This is a genomic window from Nocardia salmonicida (genome assembly GCF_036142455.1).
GTDB classification, from domain to species: Bacteria; Actinomycetota; Actinomycetes; order Mycobacteriales; family Mycobacteriaceae; genus Nocardia; species Nocardia salmonicida.
Window position 1 is genome coordinate 679967 of record NZ_CP108014.1, and the last position, 20244, is coordinate 700210.

Here is a 20244-nt window from a genome sequence, read left to right on the forward strand (position 1 = left end):
GGTGCCGCGTCGTGCAGAGCTTTCCGGTTGGCTTCCGCACGAGGGGATTTCATTCAGGCAGCGTTATCTGGCGCCCATCGCCGTCTCGGTCGTTCTGGTCGGTGTCACCGGGTGCGGGAGCGCCGAGTCGCCGGCCACGATCTCGGCCAGTGCAGCGCCGACGCCGGGTCTCGGAACTCCCTTCGCGTTCACCGACGCGTCCAATGGTGCGAACGTCAGCACCATCACGTTCACCGAAATTGCGCTCGCGCCAGCGGAGTGCGTGACCGAGCTGCTTCCAGGCCGCGTCACTTTGGCGGTTCGCGCCCAGGTCGAGAGCATCGGCACCAGCCGGATGTCGCAACCCGACCAGTGGCCGCTCAGCACCGTGGACCGCGCCGGCATCACACAGCTGGACAGAGCACGCCATCCTCTCTGCCTCGGCCAAGGACCGGACGGCAATGTGTGGTCTGTTCTGAATTGACGCGTGACCCGAATGCTCGGGGCAACGATATTGCTGGATTTCCGAGTCCCGCCAGCTGTCATAGCGTTTCACCCGCACGGCTTTCGACCGTAGGAGTGATGGATGGTGACAGGGGTGTTGGCTCAGCGGGAGCCCATCGTCGACGTCGAACGGGAAGTCGTGGAGCGGTGGCATCCGGCTGTCCGGGTTGTCTTCCGGTTCGGGTTTGTTGTTCTCGGTATAGGGATGGCCGGGGTGTGGCTGCTGCATGCGTTGCTGCGCACTTTTGGTGTGCCGCAGGAGACGGTGAGTGAGGTCGCCAAATGGACGGCGTTGCATCCCCTCACCGACTGGGTCGGCACCCAAATCTTCGATGTGCGTATCGATTACACCGTCACCGGCAGCGGTGACACTGCTGCGAAGTGGGTGGCTGTCTTCACCCTGCTCCTGGTCGCTGTACCGGTCACCGCTGCCTGGTCGGTCCTCGACCGGCGCCGCCCGAACTACGTGCGCCTGTATGAATGGTTCCGGCTGCTGCTGCGTATTTCCCTGGTCAGCGCTCTCTTGCTGTACGGGATGATCAAAGTGCTGCCGTCCCAGATGTCGTTCAACCTCGAGCGGCTGGTCGAACCGTTCGGTCATATGAGTCCGATGGCGGTGCTGTGGGCTCAGTCGTCGCTGTCGGAGCCGTATGAGATGGCATTGGGTGCGGCGGAAGTCGCCGCGGCGCTGCTGCTGATCCTGCCGGTGACCGCGGGGCTCGGGTCTGTGCTGGCCGTGATCGTGGCTCTTCAGGTGCTGCTGATGAATCTCACCTTCGATGTGCCGGTGAAGCTGTTCGCCATTCAATTGTTCCTGTACGCAGCGGTATTGGCCGCACCAGACATCGTTCGCATCGTGCGCGCCCTGCTCGGCCGGGCCGTAGGAACTCGACCGCAGGCACCTTTGCTTTCCACACCGCGCGGTGGCCGAATCCTTGTGGCAGCCCAGGTACTGATGGGGGTGTGGCTGCTCGGCGCGACGACCGTCGAGGCATACGACGGCTGGCACACCTACGGCAACGCACGGCCCAAGTCACCGCTCTACGGCATCTGGAACGTCACCGTGTACTCGGTTGGTGGCGAGGAGGTGCCCGCCTTGGTCGACTTCCGCGAATCGCGGCCCAACGGCGGAATACCGAGCGCCACCGAACGATTTCGCCGCATCATCTTCGACATCCCCCAGGGCATAACCATGCAGCGGCTCGACGATTCACTTGTCTCGTTCCCTGCCCGGATCGACACCGACCAGCACACCATCACACTGTCGAAAGACACGACACACCAATGGAAGCTCGCGACCTTCAGTTACGTTCAGCCACAGTCGGATCGGTTGATCTTGGAGGGCTCGCTCGGTGGACGACCAGTGCGAATGCAACTGGACCAGGTCGACCTCGCGCAGTACCCGGCTGTCTCACGAGGGTTCCATTGGGTGCAGGCCACGCCCTATTTCCGGTAAGCATTGTGCTCCAACAGAATACGGATCATCCACCGGCGACCGAAGGAATGATCATCACCTCGGTGCCCGCACCGACAGCGGTGTCCTGACCATCGAGCAGACGGCATTCGTCACCGTCGACATAGAAGTTCACGTACCGGCGCAACGTCCCGCGTTCGTCGCGGAGTCGGCGTTCCAACCCGGGCGACCGTTCGCGCAGCGCATCGAGAACCTGCTTCAGGGTCGCGCCGTCGACGTCCAATTCCTTGGCGCCGTCGACGTAGGCGCGGAGCATGGAGGGCAGACAGACACGAGCCATCGCGCTAACCGACGACCGCGGCGCGCACGCACAGCACGTCCGGCAGCTTGTCGGCCACGAGCTGCCAATGGTCGCCTTCGTCTGCGCTGCAATACACTTCGCCGTTGCGGGTGCCGAAATAGATGCCGGTCGGGTCGGCGTCGTCGGCACACATGGCGTCGCGCATGACCGCCGCCCAGAACGGGACCTGCGGAAGCCCATCGTTCTGCTTCGACCATGTCTCGCTGCGATACACCGCGCAGGTGGCATCGGGTGGGAAGCGGAAGCGCTCCATGTCCGCGACGAGGGGGAAGGTGTAGATCACCCCCGGCTTACGCGGATGCGCGACGATCGGGAAGCCGAAGTTGGACGGCGGCAATCCACCGTCGATCGATTGCCAGCTCACGCCTGCATCGGTACTTCTGAACACGCCACCATGGTTCTGCAGATACATGGTGCTCGGCGATTCGGCATCGAGGGCGACTTTGTGCACGCACTGCCCCCATTCCGGCAATTCGCCGGGCATGAAATCCGCGGTGACGCCTTTGTTCGTCGGCGTCCATGATTCGCCGCCGTCGGATGTCTGATAGACCCCACCGGTGGACATGGCCACCGCCATCCGCTGCGTATCGACCGGATGTGGCAGCACGGTGTGCAAAGCCAGCCCGCCACCGCCCGGCTCCCACTGCGGCCGATGAGGATGGTTCCACAACCCCCTGACCAGCTCGAACGTCCGGCCGCGATCAGCCGACCGGAACAACGCCGACGGTTCGACGCCCGCGTACACGACATCCGGCTCGGCATCGGTGGCAGGAGTAATCTGCCAAACGCCGCCCAATGCAGCCTCGGTATCCTCCGGAAACGCCAGCGGCGCGTCATCCGGCTCGCTCCATGTCTGCCCGAGATCATCACTGACCACCAACGTCGGCCCGAAATGACTGTTCAACACCCCGGCGAGTCCCCGCGGCGTCTCCTGCCGGGTATCAATCGCCAACGCCTTCACGTCAGCAACCGGGAACTGGGGCGGCGACACCGTCCAACTGGCCCGCTCATCCCGACTGCGAGCCAGAAATAATCCCTTACGTGTTCCGATTCCGAGCAGTACGTCCATCGCGAACCTCCGGTTGGTCACCCGCAACGCCGATATGCGTGACACTACGCCGTCACACCGACAACACCCGAGGGTTCATGGGGCACTCGTTACCGAACCTGCAAACTCATGGGGAGTCCGCGAGCACCCAACTAGCTCTGCCAAGAGCGGTCAGATTTCGCAAAGATTGATACAAATAGACGTTGGTCTCGGTCGATGAAGGGTGGATAAGTATGTCCTGGAAAGATATCCAGGCTTTCAGCAGCAGGACTGAGGCTGCAGACTCACTTGCGGCACGTGCCCGCGACGTCGACCGCTGGGCCGAATCCGAAGGCTACGAGGTGCTCGATGACGGCTCGATCCGTGACGTCTGGCGGGCTACCGGCCGTGACATCGAACTGACCGGCCCGGAGTCTGTCCGCCGCTACAAGTTGGTGTTCGACCTCCGTGCCGCCATCGATGAGGTCCTTTCGCAAGCACGATCTGCCGAGTAGGAAACTCGATGTCGGTCTCGACCAGGTCGCCGTTGGAGGCGGCGGAGAAGCTCGTCCATGTCGCCACAGCCAACCTGGTTCGGTAGGTGTGCGATTTGTCGAAGACTGCCAGACCAGAAGGCCTCGACGGACGTGCTGAAGGTTGGTCTTCACGGTTACGGAGGCTGTGGATCACAACGCCTGAACAGAGTCCAACATTCCGGTGCGGAGCCATGTCGCGGTAGCGGTAGGAGCTTGGTCGACATCGATGCCGATGGTGTGAATTGTGCCTAGGTGCCGGTTGTTTCCGTGGACACGCAATGTTCGGAGAGAGTGCCGATGGGTGCGCGGGTGGATTATTGCGGCCGTGGGGGCGTCTTCGGGGGAGTATCCGGTGATGTAGGTGAGAAGTTGGTGAGTGTCGGCGGCTGAGATGGAACTGTCTTCGTAGCCTTTGTATTTCGCGTCGATGGGGAGGTGTCGCGGTGTGCCGAGCGAGGCGAAAGTGACTACAACGTCTGGGCGGAACGTTCGGGTCGACAGGTCGCCGGAGACCGTGATCTTGGTGGCCGAGGTGGTGGTGGCTGTGGTCGTGCCGGGTGGGACAGAGTCGGCGATGAGGCGGGCGACGGCTACTTCCCAGATGCGGGGGAGATGGAGAAGAAGGCTTTCGGCGCTGGTGCCTGTGTCAGTGAGCAGATCGGCTACCCCGCCGGCTCGAAGGATCAGACCGGCCCAAATATGGGCTGGGCGATAGCGATGATTGAGGCGGTTATAGGTGGCTCGGGAGAGGGCATTGACGGCGCCGGAAACCCTTCCTGAAGCGGGGAATTCGGCAGCAATCATCGACAGCCGTTGTGCCAGTAAGGGATCGGATACCTTCGCGCGAGCGGCGATGAGCGCGTGGCCGCAGACTTCATTCTCCCAGATCGACGGGCTGCGGTCGAAGGTGTCGTGGTGAAGTTGGTCGAGCATGCCATAACGGCGAGTGGCTTGAGCTACAGCGTCGAACCGGCCACGCAGCACAGGGGCGAGCTGATGATTGCGAACGTAGTCGCGGCGTAAGCCGTCTCGGAGCAGAATTTGGCATTCGTGCAGAAGTGCGGCAGCGATGATGTCGGTGAATCCGGTTCGGGAGACGGACCAATCGCGCGCGGTCGAATCGTGTGGGACGGGTACGGACAGGGCGTAGCAGAGCCAGCGAATGAGGGACTCACCGGTAAAGGCGAGCTTCGGTTCGATGACCAAACGAGTTCGGTCCAGGTTGAGGATGCCGACCGTTCCGTTGGCCTCGAGACGCCAGCCTGTACGTGTCTCCTCCACTTTAAAACGGCCCTGGGCTTGGAGGGCACGCAAGCGGGCGAGGTCGCCTGGGGTGATTAGGTCGTCGTCGACCGGGGCGGATCCGTACTCGTGAAGACGAACCTCGATTCGATCACTCATCGAGAGCTGTTGAGCTGGTAATGAATTCGACGGCAAGCGATGTCGGAAGGTCGGTGACCGCGATGACATGGGGTCGGCCGGTTTCGGGATCCACCAGGGTGCCGAGCACGCGGTGCAGCAGTTCGGCGCGACCCACGCAGTAGTCCTCGAGCAGCGGCACGATGTCGTGGTAGTAGGCGGCGGCGAGTTCCTCTTCGGTCGAGACCGGGAGTCCGTTGTGGAGCAAGTATGAATGCCCGATCTGGTGGTCGGTGTCGAGGTGAACGGCGATTCGGTCGTTGAGCGCAGACAGCAGCTCGGGAAGATCGATAGGACCGATGGTGCCGGACACTACTTCCGGATCGGGGCCGACGTGAATAAACGCGAAGCGGCGGCGAATCGCCGCGTCGAGGTGGCCGACGCTGCGGTCGGCGGTATTCATCGTACCGATGATCTGGACGTTGGGTGGCACGGCGAAAGTGCGCTGACTGATGGGCAGGTCCACGCCGAGGCCGCGCTTGTCGGTTTCCAGGACGGTGATCAGCTCGCCGAACCGGGATCCACCCGATGTGACTGTGGCGTAAGAGCATTGAATTCGACGGTTGCTTCTGCGTCGAGTACGTAGGACGCAGCCAGGCCGACGGTCTCTTTCAGGAGCTTTCCGACGTAGCCAGACCACTTGTCCACCGGTAGATCTGGCGACGTACCCGCGATAAACAGATGTCCGCGACGATCGAGATCCGTGAGTGCATCGACGACGGAGCCGACTTCGTCTACTCGAACGATGCGCGGTCCAGCACCGAGTAGGTGATCTCCGTCTCGGCCGTGAAGCACCGCGAGCAGGTCGCCCGCGAGGCGTGGTGTCTTTGCCGAAGGACCTTTCTCTGGACTCTCCAGATCGATCCATACCCAGCTGTCGCGCTCCGAGCGGCCCTGGTGGATCGTAAGCTCGGTAACCCAACCTGCGCCCTGAACGAACCGATACCGAGTAGTCCGTGTCCCGTCACGGGGCTCTTCGGACAGTGCGACGCCGACAACCTCCGGGGCGATGTCACGTGCGGCACCGAATCGGAGTGCATCGATGTCCCACTGCTTAGACCGCAACCATGAGTTCAGCTGCTGGGTTGCCAGCTCGAGCAGCCTTGGCTCATCCCGAACGCGAAAGAACGAACGGTACGCGAGTGGCATTGGGTCAGATCTCCTTCAAGCCGCGACGGCCCATCTTGGTTGGACTGGGCCATAACAGCTTTCCTTAGATTCACAGCGGGTGCGTGAACTCTATCGCCGGAGTACGACAGGGCGGGCCACGAATGCTCGGACCGTGGATGACCTGCTGGGTGTCGTAACGCCGGAGACGGTCAAACGTCAACGACACAAGGCTGTTGCGGCTGCGCGGACTTGTCCGCGACCACGCGGACCAGGTGCGTATCGTGTTAGCGCCGCGTTCACATGCACTCGGCACCGAAACCCATACGGAGGAGGTTGGATGAGCGGCGGGGACTACTGCTCGATCCTGCGGTAGGCAGACGCCACAATGAAGATCACGGTCGACAAGGCTGGTCCACTCGAACCGGCGGAACGGCAGCTCGCACTGCCTCCAGGCGGCTACGCATCGTGCCGGCGAAGGTGGCCGAAGCGTTTGAGCCCCGCCGCCTGGCGAAATGTCGCTACGATCTTGCCCGCGCATACACCACCTTCTACGACTTGTACCCGGTCGTCGCAGCGGATAAGCCGATTCGCTCGAACCGAATCGCGTTGTGCCAGTTGTCTGCTCAAACACTGGAGCAGGGGTTGGGTCAGTTGGGAATGGCGCCCGCAACGGATGTGATCCTTCGGCCGGACGCTCGCTCATATCGACGCTCTGTCTTGGCCGACAGTCCGTTGCTGACCAAGAAGTTCGACGTGGAGAGGGCGGTCAAGCAGTGGGCACCATGCCGTACGGGCTACTGCTGGTATCTGACCGTCGATGACTCCGACCTGATCGAACTCGCTGCCGATGTCAGGGGGCGCTATCAGTGACGATCCACAGCACGCCGGAAAAGTGGCAAATGGCCTCGCCACGTCGCGTGCTCATCTGTTCGCCACCATCGTGTGGCCGATGCCGACGCGTTGACTCCATCGATTGCCTGCCCCATTACGGACTCGTGCGGGAGGCTATTGATGCACACCTGGGTCACAGTGTTGCCTCCAGTTCCGGCGTGACGGGGATCTTCACGTAGTGGACGGTGAACGCCGATCCGATGAGGCGGAACTCCTGGCGGTTACGGCCGAAGTCGAAGGGGTTGTCGCTCGTCTTCTGCCAGATGTCGAGCCCCTTGCCGAGGTCGATGCGCCAGCCGTGATTGGTCTCGATGCGGCGGTCGTGGATCGTGTCGTCGAGTCGCACCGACAGGCGCACACCCACAGCGTCGGATGCGTCCTTGATCGCTTTCAGCATGAGTAGTTGACTCTGCTTGAACTCAGCTTTCGGCTGCTCGGTGGTGACGAGCACGACATCGATTTCTTCGGCGTCGTCCTTGGCGGCCGCGAAGAGGCTGAGCAGGTCCGCAAGGTTACGTCCTTGATGCGGCATGCGGATATACGGGTCGGTGATCGTGATCTTGGATGCGCCGCGGAGGTAAGGCAGGAGGAGAGTCTCGTAGGAGACACGCATCTGGCCAGCTGAAAAGTCCTGGTGCCCTTCGGTCAGTGGAACATCAGCCGGCCGCGTCGGAGCCGCTGCGCCGGATGCGTCACCGCCGACCGGTCCGGCGGGAGCGGACCCGCCTGGTACGGGCGCGACGTCGTCGCCACCTGAACTGACGTCGCTGTGCGGCGCCGCATCCCAGTTCCGCCGGTACAGCTGGGGGTACTGGCTTTCTTCAAGAGTTGCGACCTCGTGCCACGTCCCGGTCACATCCGCATACCTAAAGTGCACGCGGGTATCGCGCATGGTGGCATCGATCCGCAGGATCGAGTCCTTTACACGCTTGCGGCCCTCGATCGCGAACTCCAGCAGCACGCGGACCTCATCCTCGGTGGCCTCGCCTGTCGGGTGGACGAGCTTCATCAATCCGGAGAACGTCTTACGGATGGCATCCTGGTCGCGCGTCGAGACCGAGTTGTCGAGGGTGAAGGAGTGCTTGTACTTGTCCGAGAAGTCCTCGGACCGCTTCGCCCGCAGGATCTCGGCGAGGTAGTCGACGACGAATCCGTATCCCGTGGAGAACATCTCCGAGCGAATGGGGGCGACTTCCCAGCCGGGAATGTAGTGGTGGATGCGGTCGAGCCACGCCGGGTCTCGGTAGGCGTCGGGCAGCTCATCAAACAAGTCGGAGTTCTTGAGCATGTAGGGCACCGTGTGTGTCGTGTTGCCGATGAACGCCATCGATGCATCGGCTCCGAAGATGCTGGTTCCGCGCGAGAACGACTTGTTCGCGAGGTAGTTCTTCATCACGTTGACGAGGTTCTTGTCCGCGCGGCGATTTGCTGCGAACTCGTCGAAGGCGATGCAGTCCCAGTACCCGACCAGGCCGATGCGGCCGCTCGCGTTGTTGACGAACAACTTCGCAACGGTCACCTCGCCGCCGGAGATGAGAATGCCGTTCGGGGAGAACTCGCTGAACGTGTGTGACTTGCCGGTCCCCTTCGGGCCGAGTTCGACGACGTTGTAGTTGCGCTCTACAAACGGAATGAGGCGGGTCAGGGCGATCAGCTTGCCGCGCTCGGTGAACTGCTCAGGGTTGAGGCCGATCGACTGCGTGAGGAGGTCGACCCACTCCTCGGTGGTGAACGCCTTGCGCGCCTCGTGGTAGTGGTCGATATCGACGCCGGCGACCTGGATGGGTTTGAGGCTGCCCAGGATCCACGGCACGACGCGCTGGTCGTCGGAGTGGAAGTACTCGATATCGCAGATGCACCACACCCCGCCGACGAGGAGCTTGGGGTTCTGCTTGACCGTGACGTCGTCGATGATGACGCCCTTGACCTGAAGGTTTTCGAACTCTGCCTCGTGGACATCGTCCTTCTCGTTGAGCGTGACCGTGACCCTGTCGATCACACGGTGTCGGCCCTTGCTGCGGATCTTCGACTTCACAAGCATGTGCTCGTTGCGGTTGACGTAGTGCGCCGCGAGGATCTGGCGCACACTGTCGATGCCGGCCTGGATGGTCGCTTCGTCGTCGGACGCGGCGTACTGGCCCAGCAGGTACTCCAGAACGTAGGACGGCACGACGGCGTTGCCGCGGACTGCCTTGACAAGGTCTTTGCGGACGACAGCACCGGCGAAGTGCTCGTTGATCTTGTCATCGAGGGCTGACTTCGTCGGCGCGGTATCGGTCACGTCGGCAGCAGCGAGGACGTCGATCTCGCCGAGAGCGTCTTCGAGATTCGTCATGGCTCTCCTAGAAGTCGAAATCCGTCGTGAACGACCGCCTGATGGTGTAGTTCCCCTTCGAGAACAGCTTCCACTGCGTCGTGTTCGGGATCGGCTCTTCGAGCCTCAGCTCGACGGGCCGGTTGTTGTACTGGTCTGCATCCTCGGTCAGGTAGAGCACGGCTTTCTGGTACCGATCGCGCTGGTCGTCGGACGCGCTGTCGAACGTGAGAATGGGCTGGTTGGAGATCAGGATGTCACCCACGTGGAGGCCGAGCCGGACCTGGCGCGGTTGGATCTTGTCCGTGACGGGCTCGCGCTGGACCAGTTTGACCGCGAGCTGCCCCGTCGTGATCTTGTCGGTCTCCGGCATGAGGTCGACGTTGACCGGACGAATGTCGCTCTTGCGCTTCTTGTTGACCGTGATCACCGGGACGACGATCTCCTGGAGGGATGCGCCGCCATGAACGTAGCGGGTGCCGGCGCCTGGTTGCGGGATACGGTGGATCGACTTGGGAATCTGAATGTCGATGTCTCCCACTAGTCCAGCCTGCGCCGAGGTGAACGTCATGAAGGACGGAGACGGCTTCAGCGACCGGCCGAGCACGTAGCGGCGGTTGATCTTGGTGACCGCGTCACCTTGGGGAGGCTCGGAGACGTAGTAGGACTTCTCCAGTGGGATGTCCTGGTAGAGGAACCCGTGGTCGGCGGTGATCAGGATGTTGGTCGCGTTCGCGTTGGTCCACTTCTTCACCAGATGGAACAGTTCGCGGAGGGTCTCCTCGGCGGCCTCGAAGACGGTCCGCTCCGTTGGCGCTTTGTCCCCGGCGGCGTCGATGCGGTCGTGGTAGACGTAGAAGATCTGGTGCTGCTTATAAAGTTCGCGCAGTTCGTCACTGGGCATCGCGATCACATCGGCGGCTGTGATGGCGTTCCCCTTGACCGGGTGCAGGATCTTGCCTCGGTTCACGGTGCCATTCGTCGGCTTCCCGTCCGCGAGGACCGGGAGACCCCCGGGGTCGAGCTCCAGGCTCGACTGCGGCAGCAGGGACGCCATGCCGAGTTGGGTGTAGCTGGGCACCGAGCCAAGCACGGCGGAAAGCGAAGCGTCGAACCGATCCTCGCTGCGGATCTTAGAGGCCAGTTCCTCACCGATCTCGTAGCGCATGCCGTCGGAGATGATGACGACCACTTTGGTGCGCCCGCCTTTCACAACGGGGGCGACGTGATGTTCGAAGAACGTCGCCTGCGGCGCGAGGGCCGCGGACTTCCACTCACCCGTGGGCTCGAGTGCCTGCTGCCAGAGCCCGCCGAAGTCGTAGAGGTACTTGTTGGCGTACTGCTTGTCGACTTCGGTCTTGAGCGCTTCGAGCGGCTGCTGGAAGTCGGCGGTCTGGTGGCCGTGGGTGAACCAGCGGTACTGCTGGTCGATGCGGAACCAGTCGGACTGGTACTTCTCCAGCCCGAGCGCCGCCGAGGCGATGGCGTGCGGCAGTCCGGCGATCGCGGCGAGCAGTTCCGACGCGCTGCGGATGGCCTCGTAGAGCTTGGCGTACTTGGCGCTCCACAGGCTGTGCTGGCGCTGCCGAACGATGTCGGCGACCTCGCGGGGCGTCACCGACTGAGTGGCGACGGCGGCGGCGAGGTCCACGATCACCTTGCGGTCAATCTCTTCGAAGATCGTGATCGTGGCCAGCTCGCGGTAGTCGCGGTGTTCGATCTTGGACTTCACGTCGAGCGCGGCGGACGCTCGGGATGCGAGCGTCGTCATCGCTTCCTGGGTGCGGACGTCGTAGCGCAGGCTGTTGAAGTCGCTGCGGATATTGCGGAGCTCGTCGGGAGTGGTCGATGCGAAGTCTTCGACGGCGCGGCCGAACATCCAGAGCACGAAGTCGTCGATCGTCGGCGATGTGCTCGGGTACTTGTAGATGCTGGCGAGCCCGTTCCAGAAGAACTGGTCGAGGCCGTAGGTGACGAGGTCGTCGAACTTGGCCGTCTTCCTGGCCGCGTTCTCGACGAGGAGTTCGCGAATGATGTCGGTCAGCTTGTGCCCTGACGCTTTGACGAGCACCTGGCACATCTTGGCACTGAGGAGGGCGGCGTCGTCTCCGTCCTTCAGGAGTTTCTCCAGTGCCTGTTTGCGGCTGTTGGCGGCGAAGAACTTCTGGTGCTGCTCGATCACCGGCAGCAGCGCCGGGTCGCTGAGGCCGAGTTCCCGCTGGAGCATGGAGGTCTTGTCGGCGGTGAAGACGCCGTAAGCGAGTTCGAGATCGAGCAGCCAGTTCGCGGTGCCACGCGGGAGGTCGCCGCAGCGGTAGACGAGGCGCTTGCCGACGTGGTCGGCGAGAATCGTGTTCTTCACGCCGAACTCGTTGTTGTGCACGCGAATGACATCAACTGCCCCGAGCTCGAGTGCATCGAGGTCGGCGTCGTACTCGCCAGCAGGATCGTGCCAGAACACAACCCGCTGCGATTCGAGTCGGCTCTGGAGGGCCTCCTGCACGGAGGTCAGATCAGTCACTCGCCGCCTCCAGTCCGGGGATCTTCTTCAGCGCCGCACCGAACTTCGGATAGTTCGCCTTGACTCCGTCGTCGAGATCGATGATGACGTTCTCGGATGCCTTCGGGTAGAGCGTGTCGTGCTCGTACTCGTTCAACTCGACGAGGATCTTGCGGAGCCGATCCGCTTCCTTCGCGTTCCCGGCCCGCTCCGCCTGCTGGAGGGCCGACTCCAGCTTGGTGACGTACTCCCGCAGGTAGGTCAGCACCGTCGAGACCATCGACGGTCTGTAGCGGTGCAGGTAGACCAGGGCATTGAACGAGCCCTTGGGGCTGGAGAAGAGCCAGTAGATCGGCCGCTTCTTGTAGCGCTGGACGTGGTCGTCGTAGAATCTTGACGCCGCCCCGCGCGCGGTGGTCTTGATGAAGTAGTCCCGCAGTGTTCGAATACCCGTGATTGAACTCACAGTGTCGGTGACGAACCGCAGGTTCTCCTCGAAGTGCTGCTCGCCGAACGCGACGCGGAGGAACTGGCGGAACCGCTCGACGATGTCGTCCTCGAACCAGTCACCGTCCACGATCGGAATGACATTGTCGGCATCCGGCGCGAACGTCGGGTGCGGGACTTTCGCGAGGTAGTCGTCGAGGGTGGATCCCTGGTCGCCGAGGATGAGGTCTGGTTCATCCAGGCTGTAGCGGCCGAACATGCAGCCGACAGCGTAGGAGACGAGATCTCGAACCTGATCACCAGAAGTGGTTGTGGTTTCGGGGTCCACGACGTCATCCCAAGCCAGCGGTGCCGCCATGTGTCCGAAGGTCAAACTCAGGATCGCCTCATTGGCCAGCTCAAGATCTCGTACGAGCTGCGCCCTTTCCCCACGTCGGCGGTCCACCTGCGCGACTGCGTCCTCCAGCATGTCTGATCGGAAGGTCAGCAGTGGCAGTTGGCTGAAGGAAACGCTGATCTCCAACTCATCCCATGTCTCCCGAGCGGCGGCAACGAGCGTCGCGACATTGGAGCGCAGGGAGGCCTCGTCAATGAATTCCTTTGGCAGTGGGAGGGTCATGATGTCGCCCACCAGGTAGTTGATCGTCGGAGCTACGGCCTCCAAGTACTCCGCTGCAAATCGCGAGTTCAGGTACCCGAGGACGGGATACGTGCGCGCCTCATCGTTCAGAAAGATGAACAACGCCGCATTGTTAGCGATTTCATCGGCCTCAAGGATACGGAAGGATGCGCGAGTAGTGGAAACGGAGGACCAGGTGATCCCCGAGAGATCCCAAAACTCTGACGCAGGGATTCGTGCGATCCGGTCCTTCCGGTAGTGGGCGCGAGCGGATGGCGTCCAATCGACGACCGTCTCTACGTTTCCGTACCATCGCCGGAAGCCGCCGCCCTTGGGATGAAGCCGCCATCCGCCCTGGGCGCCCACGTCGCGACGATTTACTTCCCAGTGCTTTCGCAGGAATCGCGCATTGTCCCCGGTCTTGACCGCGCCCTCTGACTTGGCGTGGTCCCGTACCGTTCCCAACGCAAAGGCACGAATAGCAGCCTTCTGAAGCCAGTAAGCGTAGATCCCCCCAGGAATCTCGACCAGCACCTTCGAATCGACGGCGTATCGGTGCGGGTGAGAGGGTTCATGGGCCGCCGAGCGCAGAATCGATGCCTTGATCGCCTCGTTGGGCGCATCGACCAGTCGAATGAACGCACTCTTCGTCGCGCCTCCCGGGGCTTTTAGTATGACGAAAGCGCAAGTTGCGACGACCTCGCCACTAATACTGTCGAAGGCCCCGGCACCGAGATGGGCCATCGACAGGAGGGTGTTCGCTCGGCGGATGTCGTTCCGCAGGGCTACATACGACCCGAGAAACATCCAGCTCTCCATCGTGATCATGCCGACGACGCCGCCGAAGCTGGCGAGGTCGAGACATCTCTCGATGAACATTGCGTAAAGGTTGGCCTTGGTGCGTGGATACGCGCGCCTGGCCATCTCACTCAGTGACGAGCACATGTTGCCAGAGCTCATGTACGGCGGATTGGCGACCACAGCCGCGTAGTCCGCAGTAAGGACCTTCGCCTGCCTTAGAAGGTTTCCGGCCCTATCGATTACGTTCGCTCTGAGCAGGTCTCCGGAGTCTTCGAGCGTTACCAGGTGGCGCGACAGCCGAGATGTCAGCTCCGGAACTGGCCGGACCAAGGAGCCGAAGGTGTCTGCCTCGGCGAACTGGTTCCAGAACGCCACCTCCGCCTGCCGGTCCCCATCCTCGGTTACCAGGTAGTCGAGCTCGTAAGGAGCGAAGGTGATGGGGTCGAGGACGCAGATGTTCGGCTCGACCGCGTTCTTGAGGAAGAGCTTGCGTTTGGCTGCGGCCTTCATCGTCAGGGCGAACGCAGCCAATGCGCCGGCGCGCGGGTCGATCTCGGTGCCAAAGAGGTTGTTCGTGAGGATCAGGCCCGGGATCTGCGAGGGTGTGTAGCCCTCCTCCTCGTAGATCGCGTACAGGAGCTCGAAGGCGTAGGTGAGCATATGGCCCGAGCCGCACGCTGGGTCGATGACCGTGAGATCCTCGGGCCCGTTGATCTCAAGGAAGTCGATCTCCTCGGCGACCGGGGCGATATAGTAGTCCATCTGGTCGACGAGGCGAGACTCAGGGTGGTTGAGCATCCACAGGCGGCCCACAGAGTTCTCGACGAGGTATCGGACGATCCAGTGCGGGGTGAAAAGCTGCGTGGCAGACGGGATCTCGTCGGCATCGGCCTTCTTGTTCTTCTTGAACCCGGCGAAGACCTCGTCCTTGCGCTCCGAGATGTAGAACTGGTACAGCCAGCCGATGACCTCGACGTCGTGACACACGTCCTCCGTCAGCACCTTGACGGAGCGACTCAGGGCCGAGTCGTCAGCAAGAAGGTTGGCCGGGATGAGCAACTCGGTGTAGTCGCCTTCGCGCTCGAATATGAAGGGCATTGCGCTGTTCCAATAACGGCAATAATCTGTGAGAAGCAACGCATACGCCTCCGCCTGAGCGTCGACGCCGGTACGCGGCTGGCGGGTGCCGTTGAGTAGCCCCGCGATGGTCGCGGCGTCCGTTCCCCTGACCACCCCACCATCGATCTGGCCACGCTTGGCTGCGGCCAACACCTCGGGCTGACCGACTTGATCGGCCGCAGGCGAAACCACACCAATGCCGGTGTAGCTGTTGGCATCCATGAAGCGCAGGGCGATGATGCGGTTAAACCACGTATAGGCGACCTTGTCCGCCACATGCGCCTTGCCGTTGTCAGCACTGCCCGCCCGGGCGATGGCACGCTCCAGCGCCTTCACTGCCCCGGGCTGCTCGATGCGCTCCGGTGAGCCTTGGGCGAGCACAGCGGTGATGCGCGCGCCCACCTCACGGATGAGTTCCGTACGCGCCGAGGTGGCGAAGGACTTGAGCGGGGCGGTGTCCATCAGAGCGTGATTCGCTTTCCGTCGTTGAGGGTGGCGACAAGCGCGGCGCGCAGTGCGGCGAGGTAGTTGTCGATGTCGGTTTCGGATTCGAGGACACCGGAAACACCCGAGACCTGGATCGTCTTGACCGACACCATCGGCTTCGGCGCCGGCTCATCGTCGCCCCCGCCCTGCTGAGATTCGACGAGCTGGCTCAGCAGCACCGGGTAGTCATCCTGTTCGAATGTCGAACCTGTCTGAAGAATGAGGGCGATCTGAGTCTCGCCGACGAGTCGCGCGAGGAGCGCGTCGATCTGCCCGATCACACTCTTCTGGGCGCCGGCAGTGGCGTCGGCGTAGTAAACACTGCCGAGAATCTCCGCCTTGCGGCCCTCGATCGCTGCGGTCACGTCCGCGCGCTTCTCGGCAACGACATCATCGATTTGCCCCCGCAGGGCGTCGGCTGCGGCCTTGAGCTTGTTCATCTTGCTGCCTCGGAAGGCGTTGGGATCGGCGAGCAGCGCCGTGACCGAATCGGCACTGCCAGGAAGGTAGCCAAGGTTCCCGGCATTGGCGCTCAAGAGGGCCTGCGCGTCGTCGAAGATCTTGGCCTGCTGGCCCTTGAGGAAGGACTTGATCGGGTCGATCAACTCTTCCTTGGCTTCGCGCAGCTCGTCGGCCTTGTCGAAATCGCTGAGGTACCAGTCCACCGTATTGCCGACAGCGTGATCGAGCATGGTGACGACTTCGCAGAGCTGGCTGACGAACGAGTAACGACTGCTGGAGACGAGGGCATTGAGCTCATCGCGCCTGGCCGCGAGCTTGTCCTTGCCGAATCGGGCCAACTCGGTGGGGTCGCTCGGCACGGCACCCTCGTCGAAGAAGTCGGCGCAGAACTTCTTGAAAGCGGCGACCTTCGCCTGGTCGTATGACTTCTGGGGCGCCACGACCGTGTGCTGGTGCTTGCCGGTGTTTCGGATCAGGGCTGCTGCCTCGGTGCGAACGATCGGGTTGGAGTCGACGCTCAGCGCCACCTTGCCGTTGCCGACGAGCCAACCCAACACCACCTCGATCGAGCCGAGATCCCAGCCGTAGGGCTTGCGCTCGAAGCGATCGACGACCTTCTTTATCGTCACTTGCTCACCCAGACCTGTCTGAGTGAGGATCCAGGACTCCACCTCGGCGCCCGGGGAGTTGAGAACACTCAGGTTTCCCGCGCTGAACAGACCCTGGTCGTCCTGGACCGCACCGGCGACCTGCTGTTCGGGGTATACCTTGCCGCCGAGTAGACCGAGATTCGTGTAGGTCCGGCTGACGAGTTCCTGGAACCCGTCCGCCACGCGGGTGAGGGCATCCTGCGAGTTCGAGGTGACTTCGGCGGCGTTGATGATCAACTGCGCCTTGCCGACCGCCTGGCGAAGGCGCTCGATGAGATCCTTCTCGCGGTCCGCGTTGAGCACCTGCTTCGACTGGAGGAGCGCCTGCATCGACGGCGTCGCGCCCGAATTCGTGCGCTGTTTGGTGTACTTCTCGGTCTTCAGCAGCAGACGCAGATCCGCCAACAGGCGTTTGTCACGACCGAGGAATACCCGGAGTTCGTCCCTGCCCATGCTCTGCGCGGCGATCTCCGAGTCGCTGTAACTCGTCTCCGGCGTGATGAAGTGGATGGTCAGCTCGCGCTGGTTGCCCTGCACGGTGTCATCGAGCTTGTAGCCGAACGGGAAGTCCTGCCCGTTCTTCGCGTACTTGAGCTTGTTCGTCTTGAGGATGTCGGACGAGAGGTACCGGAAGAGCTTGCTGGACACCTCGGAGGAGTCGACGTCGACCCCTTTGATTTCCTTCTCGATCTCCTGTTCATCATTCGTGAGGTATTCATAGATGTTGCCGTTGCGCTGGACGTAGGACTGCGACTCCAGCAGGTTGAGTGCCTCCTGCACCTGCTTACCCAGCCCAGTGAGATCCAGCCCGAAGCGGTCGTATACGAGCACGGTCAGGTTGCGGGGCGTGGCTTTGAAGGTGTCCACGTACTTGACCAGGAACAGCGCCTTCAGCAGGCGGTTGGCCAGGATCGTGACGTCGGAATCAGGGTCGGGCAGGTGCCTTTCAGCCTGGAGGATCGCGCTCTGGGTTGCTGACTTCAGCGCCGCACTGATCCCGGCGAACATCTGGTCGAAGGTCGCGAGGTAGCCCATCTGCTCGCCGCCGATGCGCTTGGCAACCTCCTGGACCACCCCGAGCATGGACCGCTCGCCCACCGAGCTGTTCCTGCCCTCGAACATGTTGTGATCGGACAGGCCTTCGATGGAGGCCTGGAACATCGGGATCTGGTAGGTGACGAACGGGTAGGTGTTGACGAAGCGGGCTTCGTCAACGTAATTGCGGTACGACTTTGCGCCGTCAACAAAGTTGAAGATCGTTGGGAAGTTTGCGGCTTCCTTGGCGTAGATCGACTCGAGTGTGGCCGCGCCTGCATCGTTCTTCTCCAACAGACGCTTGCTGATGACCTCTTCGACATCTTGGCTGGTCAGCTTCACTTTGGTGCTGAATCGGGCCTGGATCTTGGAGAAGTCGTTGCCCTGCTGTCTCGTTCGGTCGCCGATGACCTTGTCCATGTCCTCCTGCGACGTGACGAAGACCCAGGAGTTTCCCTTGCACTTCGTGTTGAGGGACTCGGCGATGGACTGGAGGTTAAGCATCAGCTTCACGTCGTCGGCGATGAACTGGCCGACCTCGTCGACGAGGAAGTTGAGCCGGAAGCCGGGCTCCTGCTTGTCGATCCATGCCTTGACCGATGCGGCGAAATCCTCGATCGAGACGGCGTAGGAGTTCTGGTACTGGGCGATGATGCCGGGGTTCGCCTCGCCGTTGACCTCGGCGAACGCCTTGTCGATGTTGTGGCCCTCCAACGCGGTCTGCTCGCGCCCCTGGGGCCAGTCGATGCCGGCGTACTGGGCAAACGCAGTTTTGAAGGCGTCGTACTGGCCGCGCTTGTCCAGATCTTCCTCGAAGCGGGCGACGGCGCCGTCGTTGCCGAAATATCCGCGGCTCTCGTCGAAGACCTTGACGAACACCTTGAGCAGGGCGTCGGTCTGGTCCTTGGCGATCAGGGTCGCCTTCACGTCGATGTTGAACAGCAGACTCTTCGCGGGGATCGCCGCGGCCTTCCTCAACGAAGCGATGAGCATCGCATCGTCGGTCTTGCCGAGGAAACTTTCACTCACCTTTTCGCGCGGGAACGCCTGACCCTCGACGTCGCCGAGGAGATGCGCAAGCATCTTGAGCAGGTGGGACTTACCGGAACCGAAGAAGCCCGAGATCCACACACCATTGGAGTTCGTGTAGTTGGTGTACTCCTCCAGCAACGGCGCGACACCCTTCGCGGCGTCGTTGGTGAAGACATACTCCTCGACCTCAATGCCCAGGTGGTCGGCATCGTCGGCCTTGACCACGCCCTCGATCGAGCGGGTGACGTCCTTGTGGAAGACCTCGTTGAGTTTCATCGCAATCATGCTTCCTGGTCGAGAATGCGCTTGGCACGGTAGAAGGAATCGTCCTTGAGCTGGGCGAACAGCACCAGTGCTGAGCCCTGTGTGGTCGACACCTCGTACCGTCCGGGAAAGAACATCAGCATGGGCTTATCCGAGACGACGGTTTGCAGGTTGCTCAGCACCGTGTGCGAACGCACGAACGGGAACACCTCGCCAATGCCGGTGAGGAAGAGGATCTGGAACGACTCGTCCGCGATGCGCTCCTTGATCGCCGGAGCCAAATGCATCTGCGGGTCGAGCATGTTCTGCAGCATCTTGAGGAAGTCGGGCTTGTCCATCGACGGCTCAGCAGCAACGACGCGCTCCCACACGTTGCGTTTCTTCAGCAACTCGACGCACAGGTCGTAGAGGTTGATCTCGAAGACCTTGATGCCCAGCTCGGTGTCGAGCTTGGTCTTGATGCGCTTCTTGGCCTGGGCGACGTCGAGCGCCCACGCCGGGTCATAGTCGTAGATGAAGTGGGCGACCTCGTTGCCGAGGCCCTCCATCTTCAGGAATCGTTCGCTGCTGAGCACCTTGAACAGGTGCTCCTCGTGCTGAGCCAGTGTCGTCTTGGAGTGCAGGGGCATTAGACCACCCTCGTCGGGAAGAAGCGGATGTCGCTGGGGATGCGGTGGGTGAGGCATTCGACGACGCGCGCGGAGAAAAAGGCGGGCTCGATGGCGCCCTTCGTCGTCAGCAGCCCTGCCTCGACCATCATCTTGAAGACCACCTGCCGGAGCTTCTTGTACGAGAGGTCGGTCACCTCGCTCAGCTCGTCGTGCCACATGGCCTTGGCGCGGTAGAAGGAGTCGTAGTCCTCGTAGGACACGGCGCCCGCCAACGTGAGGAAGCGCTCACGAAGGACTTCCTCGGCGAACTCACCGATGAGGTCGTAGCGACGGCACGCGGCTGCCCACATGAGGTGGCCGCGCTCAGAGGTGGTGACGTCGGCGAGGATCGCAACCTCACGGTCGGACAGCGCTGACAGGCGGTTGACGGCCTCTCGCACTCGACGGACACCCGTGCTGTGAGTTCGCGTCTGAAGGAGGTTCTCTTCGACGGCGATGTCGCGTACCTTCGCCCAGTCGCGATGCTCGGCGTACACGGGTGCCAGGACTGCGGCCTCTCGCTCCAGGAGGCCGCCGGTCGTGAACGACAGGGCGTAGCGCGACGACGTGGGCGAGCTGCTGCTCACGGGAGACCCCCTCTGGAAAATGGCGAGTTGATCAGAA

Annotated in this window: 15 protein-coding genes; 4 read left to right on the top strand and 11 right to left on the bottom strand. The window is 62.2% G+C overall.

The window, feature by feature from the left end; translation table 11 throughout:
* Position 1 precedes the first annotated feature (1 nt).
* Positions 2 to 463 (top strand): hypothetical protein, encoded by a 462-nt coding sequence (locus OHS03_RS03430; protein WP_328660705.1) that lies wholly within the window; start codon positions 2 to 4, stop codon positions 461 to 463.
* Between the two features lie 102 nt (positions 464 to 565).
* A complete protein-coding gene (locus OHS03_RS03435) occupies positions 566 to 1939 on the top strand; it encodes a DoxX family protein (RefSeq protein WP_328660707.1) in 1374 nt (457 codons plus the stop codon).
* A gap of 25 nt (positions 1940 to 1964) precedes the next feature.
* Here OHS03_RS03435 and OHS03_RS03440 read toward each other — a convergent pair whose 3' ends face one another.
* Together OHS03_RS03440 and OHS03_RS03445 are read right to left on the bottom strand one after the other, a co-directional pair.
* Positions 1965 to 2237: a MoaD/ThiS family protein gene (locus tag OHS03_RS03440; protein WP_328660709.1), complete on the bottom strand. Its 273-nt coding sequence runs from the start codon at positions 2235 to 2237 to the stop codon at positions 1965 to 1967.
* A 4-nt stretch (positions 2238 to 2241) separates the two neighbouring features.
* Entirely contained in the window at positions 2242 to 3327 is a 1086-nt protein-coding gene (locus OHS03_RS03445; RefSeq protein ID WP_328660712.1) for a WD40/YVTN/BNR-like repeat-containing protein, read from the bottom strand.
* Positions 3328 to 3539: 212 nt separating this feature from the next.
* On the opposite strand from OHS03_RS03445, the gene OHS03_RS03450 reads away from it, so the two are divergent.
* On the top strand, positions 3540 to 3800 hold the full coding sequence (locus OHS03_RS03450) for a hypothetical protein (protein WP_328660714.1): 261 nt from the start codon (positions 3540 to 3542) through the stop codon (positions 3798 to 3800).
* Positions 3801 to 3971: 171 nt separating this feature from the next.
* Here OHS03_RS03450 and OHS03_RS03455 read toward each other — a convergent pair whose 3' ends face one another.
* The 3 genes from OHS03_RS03455 to OHS03_RS03465 form a co-directional block, all read right to left on the bottom strand.
* Positions 3972 to 5222, bottom strand: coding sequence for an McrC family protein (locus OHS03_RS03455; protein WP_328660715.1), 1251 nt, complete (start codon positions 5220 to 5222; stop codon positions 3972 to 3974).
* On the bottom strand, positions 5215 to 5643 hold the full coding sequence (locus OHS03_RS03460; RefSeq protein ID WP_328660717.1) for a hypothetical protein: 429 nt from the start codon (positions 5641 to 5643) through the stop codon (positions 5215 to 5217). Before OHS03_RS03460 ends, OHS03_RS03455 begins: the two co-directional genes overlap by 8 nt.
* Before the next feature lie 98 nt (positions 5644 to 5741).
* Positions 5742 to 6389, bottom strand: a complete 648-nt coding sequence (locus tag OHS03_RS03465) for a hypothetical protein (protein WP_328660719.1) — start codon at positions 6387 to 6389, stop codon at positions 5742 to 5744.
* Between the two features lie 426 nt (positions 6390 to 6815).
* Here OHS03_RS03465 and OHS03_RS03470 point away from each other — a divergent pair, with 426 nt between their 5' ends.
* Positions 6816 to 7220 carry a DALR anticodon-binding domain-containing protein gene (locus tag OHS03_RS03470; protein ID WP_328660722.1) on the top strand — a complete coding sequence of 135 codons (405 nt, stop codon included), beginning with the start codon at positions 6816 to 6818 and terminating at the stop codon, positions 7218 to 7220.
* A gap of 154 nt (positions 7221 to 7374) precedes the next feature.
* On the opposite strand, the gene brxL is transcribed toward OHS03_RS03470, so the two are convergent.
* From brxL to OHS03_RS03500, 6 genes are all read right to left on the bottom strand, one after another.
* Complete coding sequence (gene brxL, locus OHS03_RS03475; protein WP_328660723.1) at positions 7375 to 9522, bottom strand: BREX system Lon protease-like protein BrxL; 2148 nt, start codon at positions 9520 to 9522, stop codon at positions 7375 to 7377.
* A gap of 61 nt (positions 9523 to 9583) precedes the next feature.
* Positions 9584 to 12076 (bottom strand): BREX-1 system phosphatase PglZ type A, encoded by a 2493-nt coding sequence (gene pglZ / locus OHS03_RS03480; RefSeq protein WP_328660725.1) that lies wholly within the window; start codon positions 12074 to 12076, stop codon positions 9584 to 9586.
* On the bottom strand, positions 12069 to 15503 hold the full coding sequence (pglX, locus tag OHS03_RS03485; protein WP_328660727.1) for a BREX-1 system adenine-specific DNA-methyltransferase PglX: 3435 nt from the start codon (positions 15501 to 15503) through the stop codon (positions 12069 to 12071). Before pglX ends, pglZ begins: the two co-directional genes overlap by 8 nt.
* Complete coding sequence (brxC, locus tag OHS03_RS03490) at positions 15503 to 18982, bottom strand: BREX system P-loop protein BrxC (RefSeq protein WP_328660728.1); 3480 nt, start codon at positions 18980 to 18982, stop codon at positions 15503 to 15505. The genes pglX and brxC overlap by 1 nt, the downstream gene beginning before the upstream one ends.
* Before the next feature lie 5 nt (positions 18983 to 18987).
* Positions 18988 to 19599, bottom strand: a complete 612-nt coding sequence (locus OHS03_RS03495) for a DUF1788 domain-containing protein (RefSeq protein WP_328660730.1) — start codon at positions 19597 to 19599, stop codon at positions 18988 to 18990.
* Entirely contained in the window at positions 19599 to 20207 is a 609-nt protein-coding gene (locus OHS03_RS03500; protein ID WP_328660731.1) for a DUF1819 family protein, read from the bottom strand. Before OHS03_RS03500 ends, OHS03_RS03495 begins: the two co-directional genes overlap by 1 nt.
* Positions 20208 to 20244: the final 37 nt, after the last annotated feature.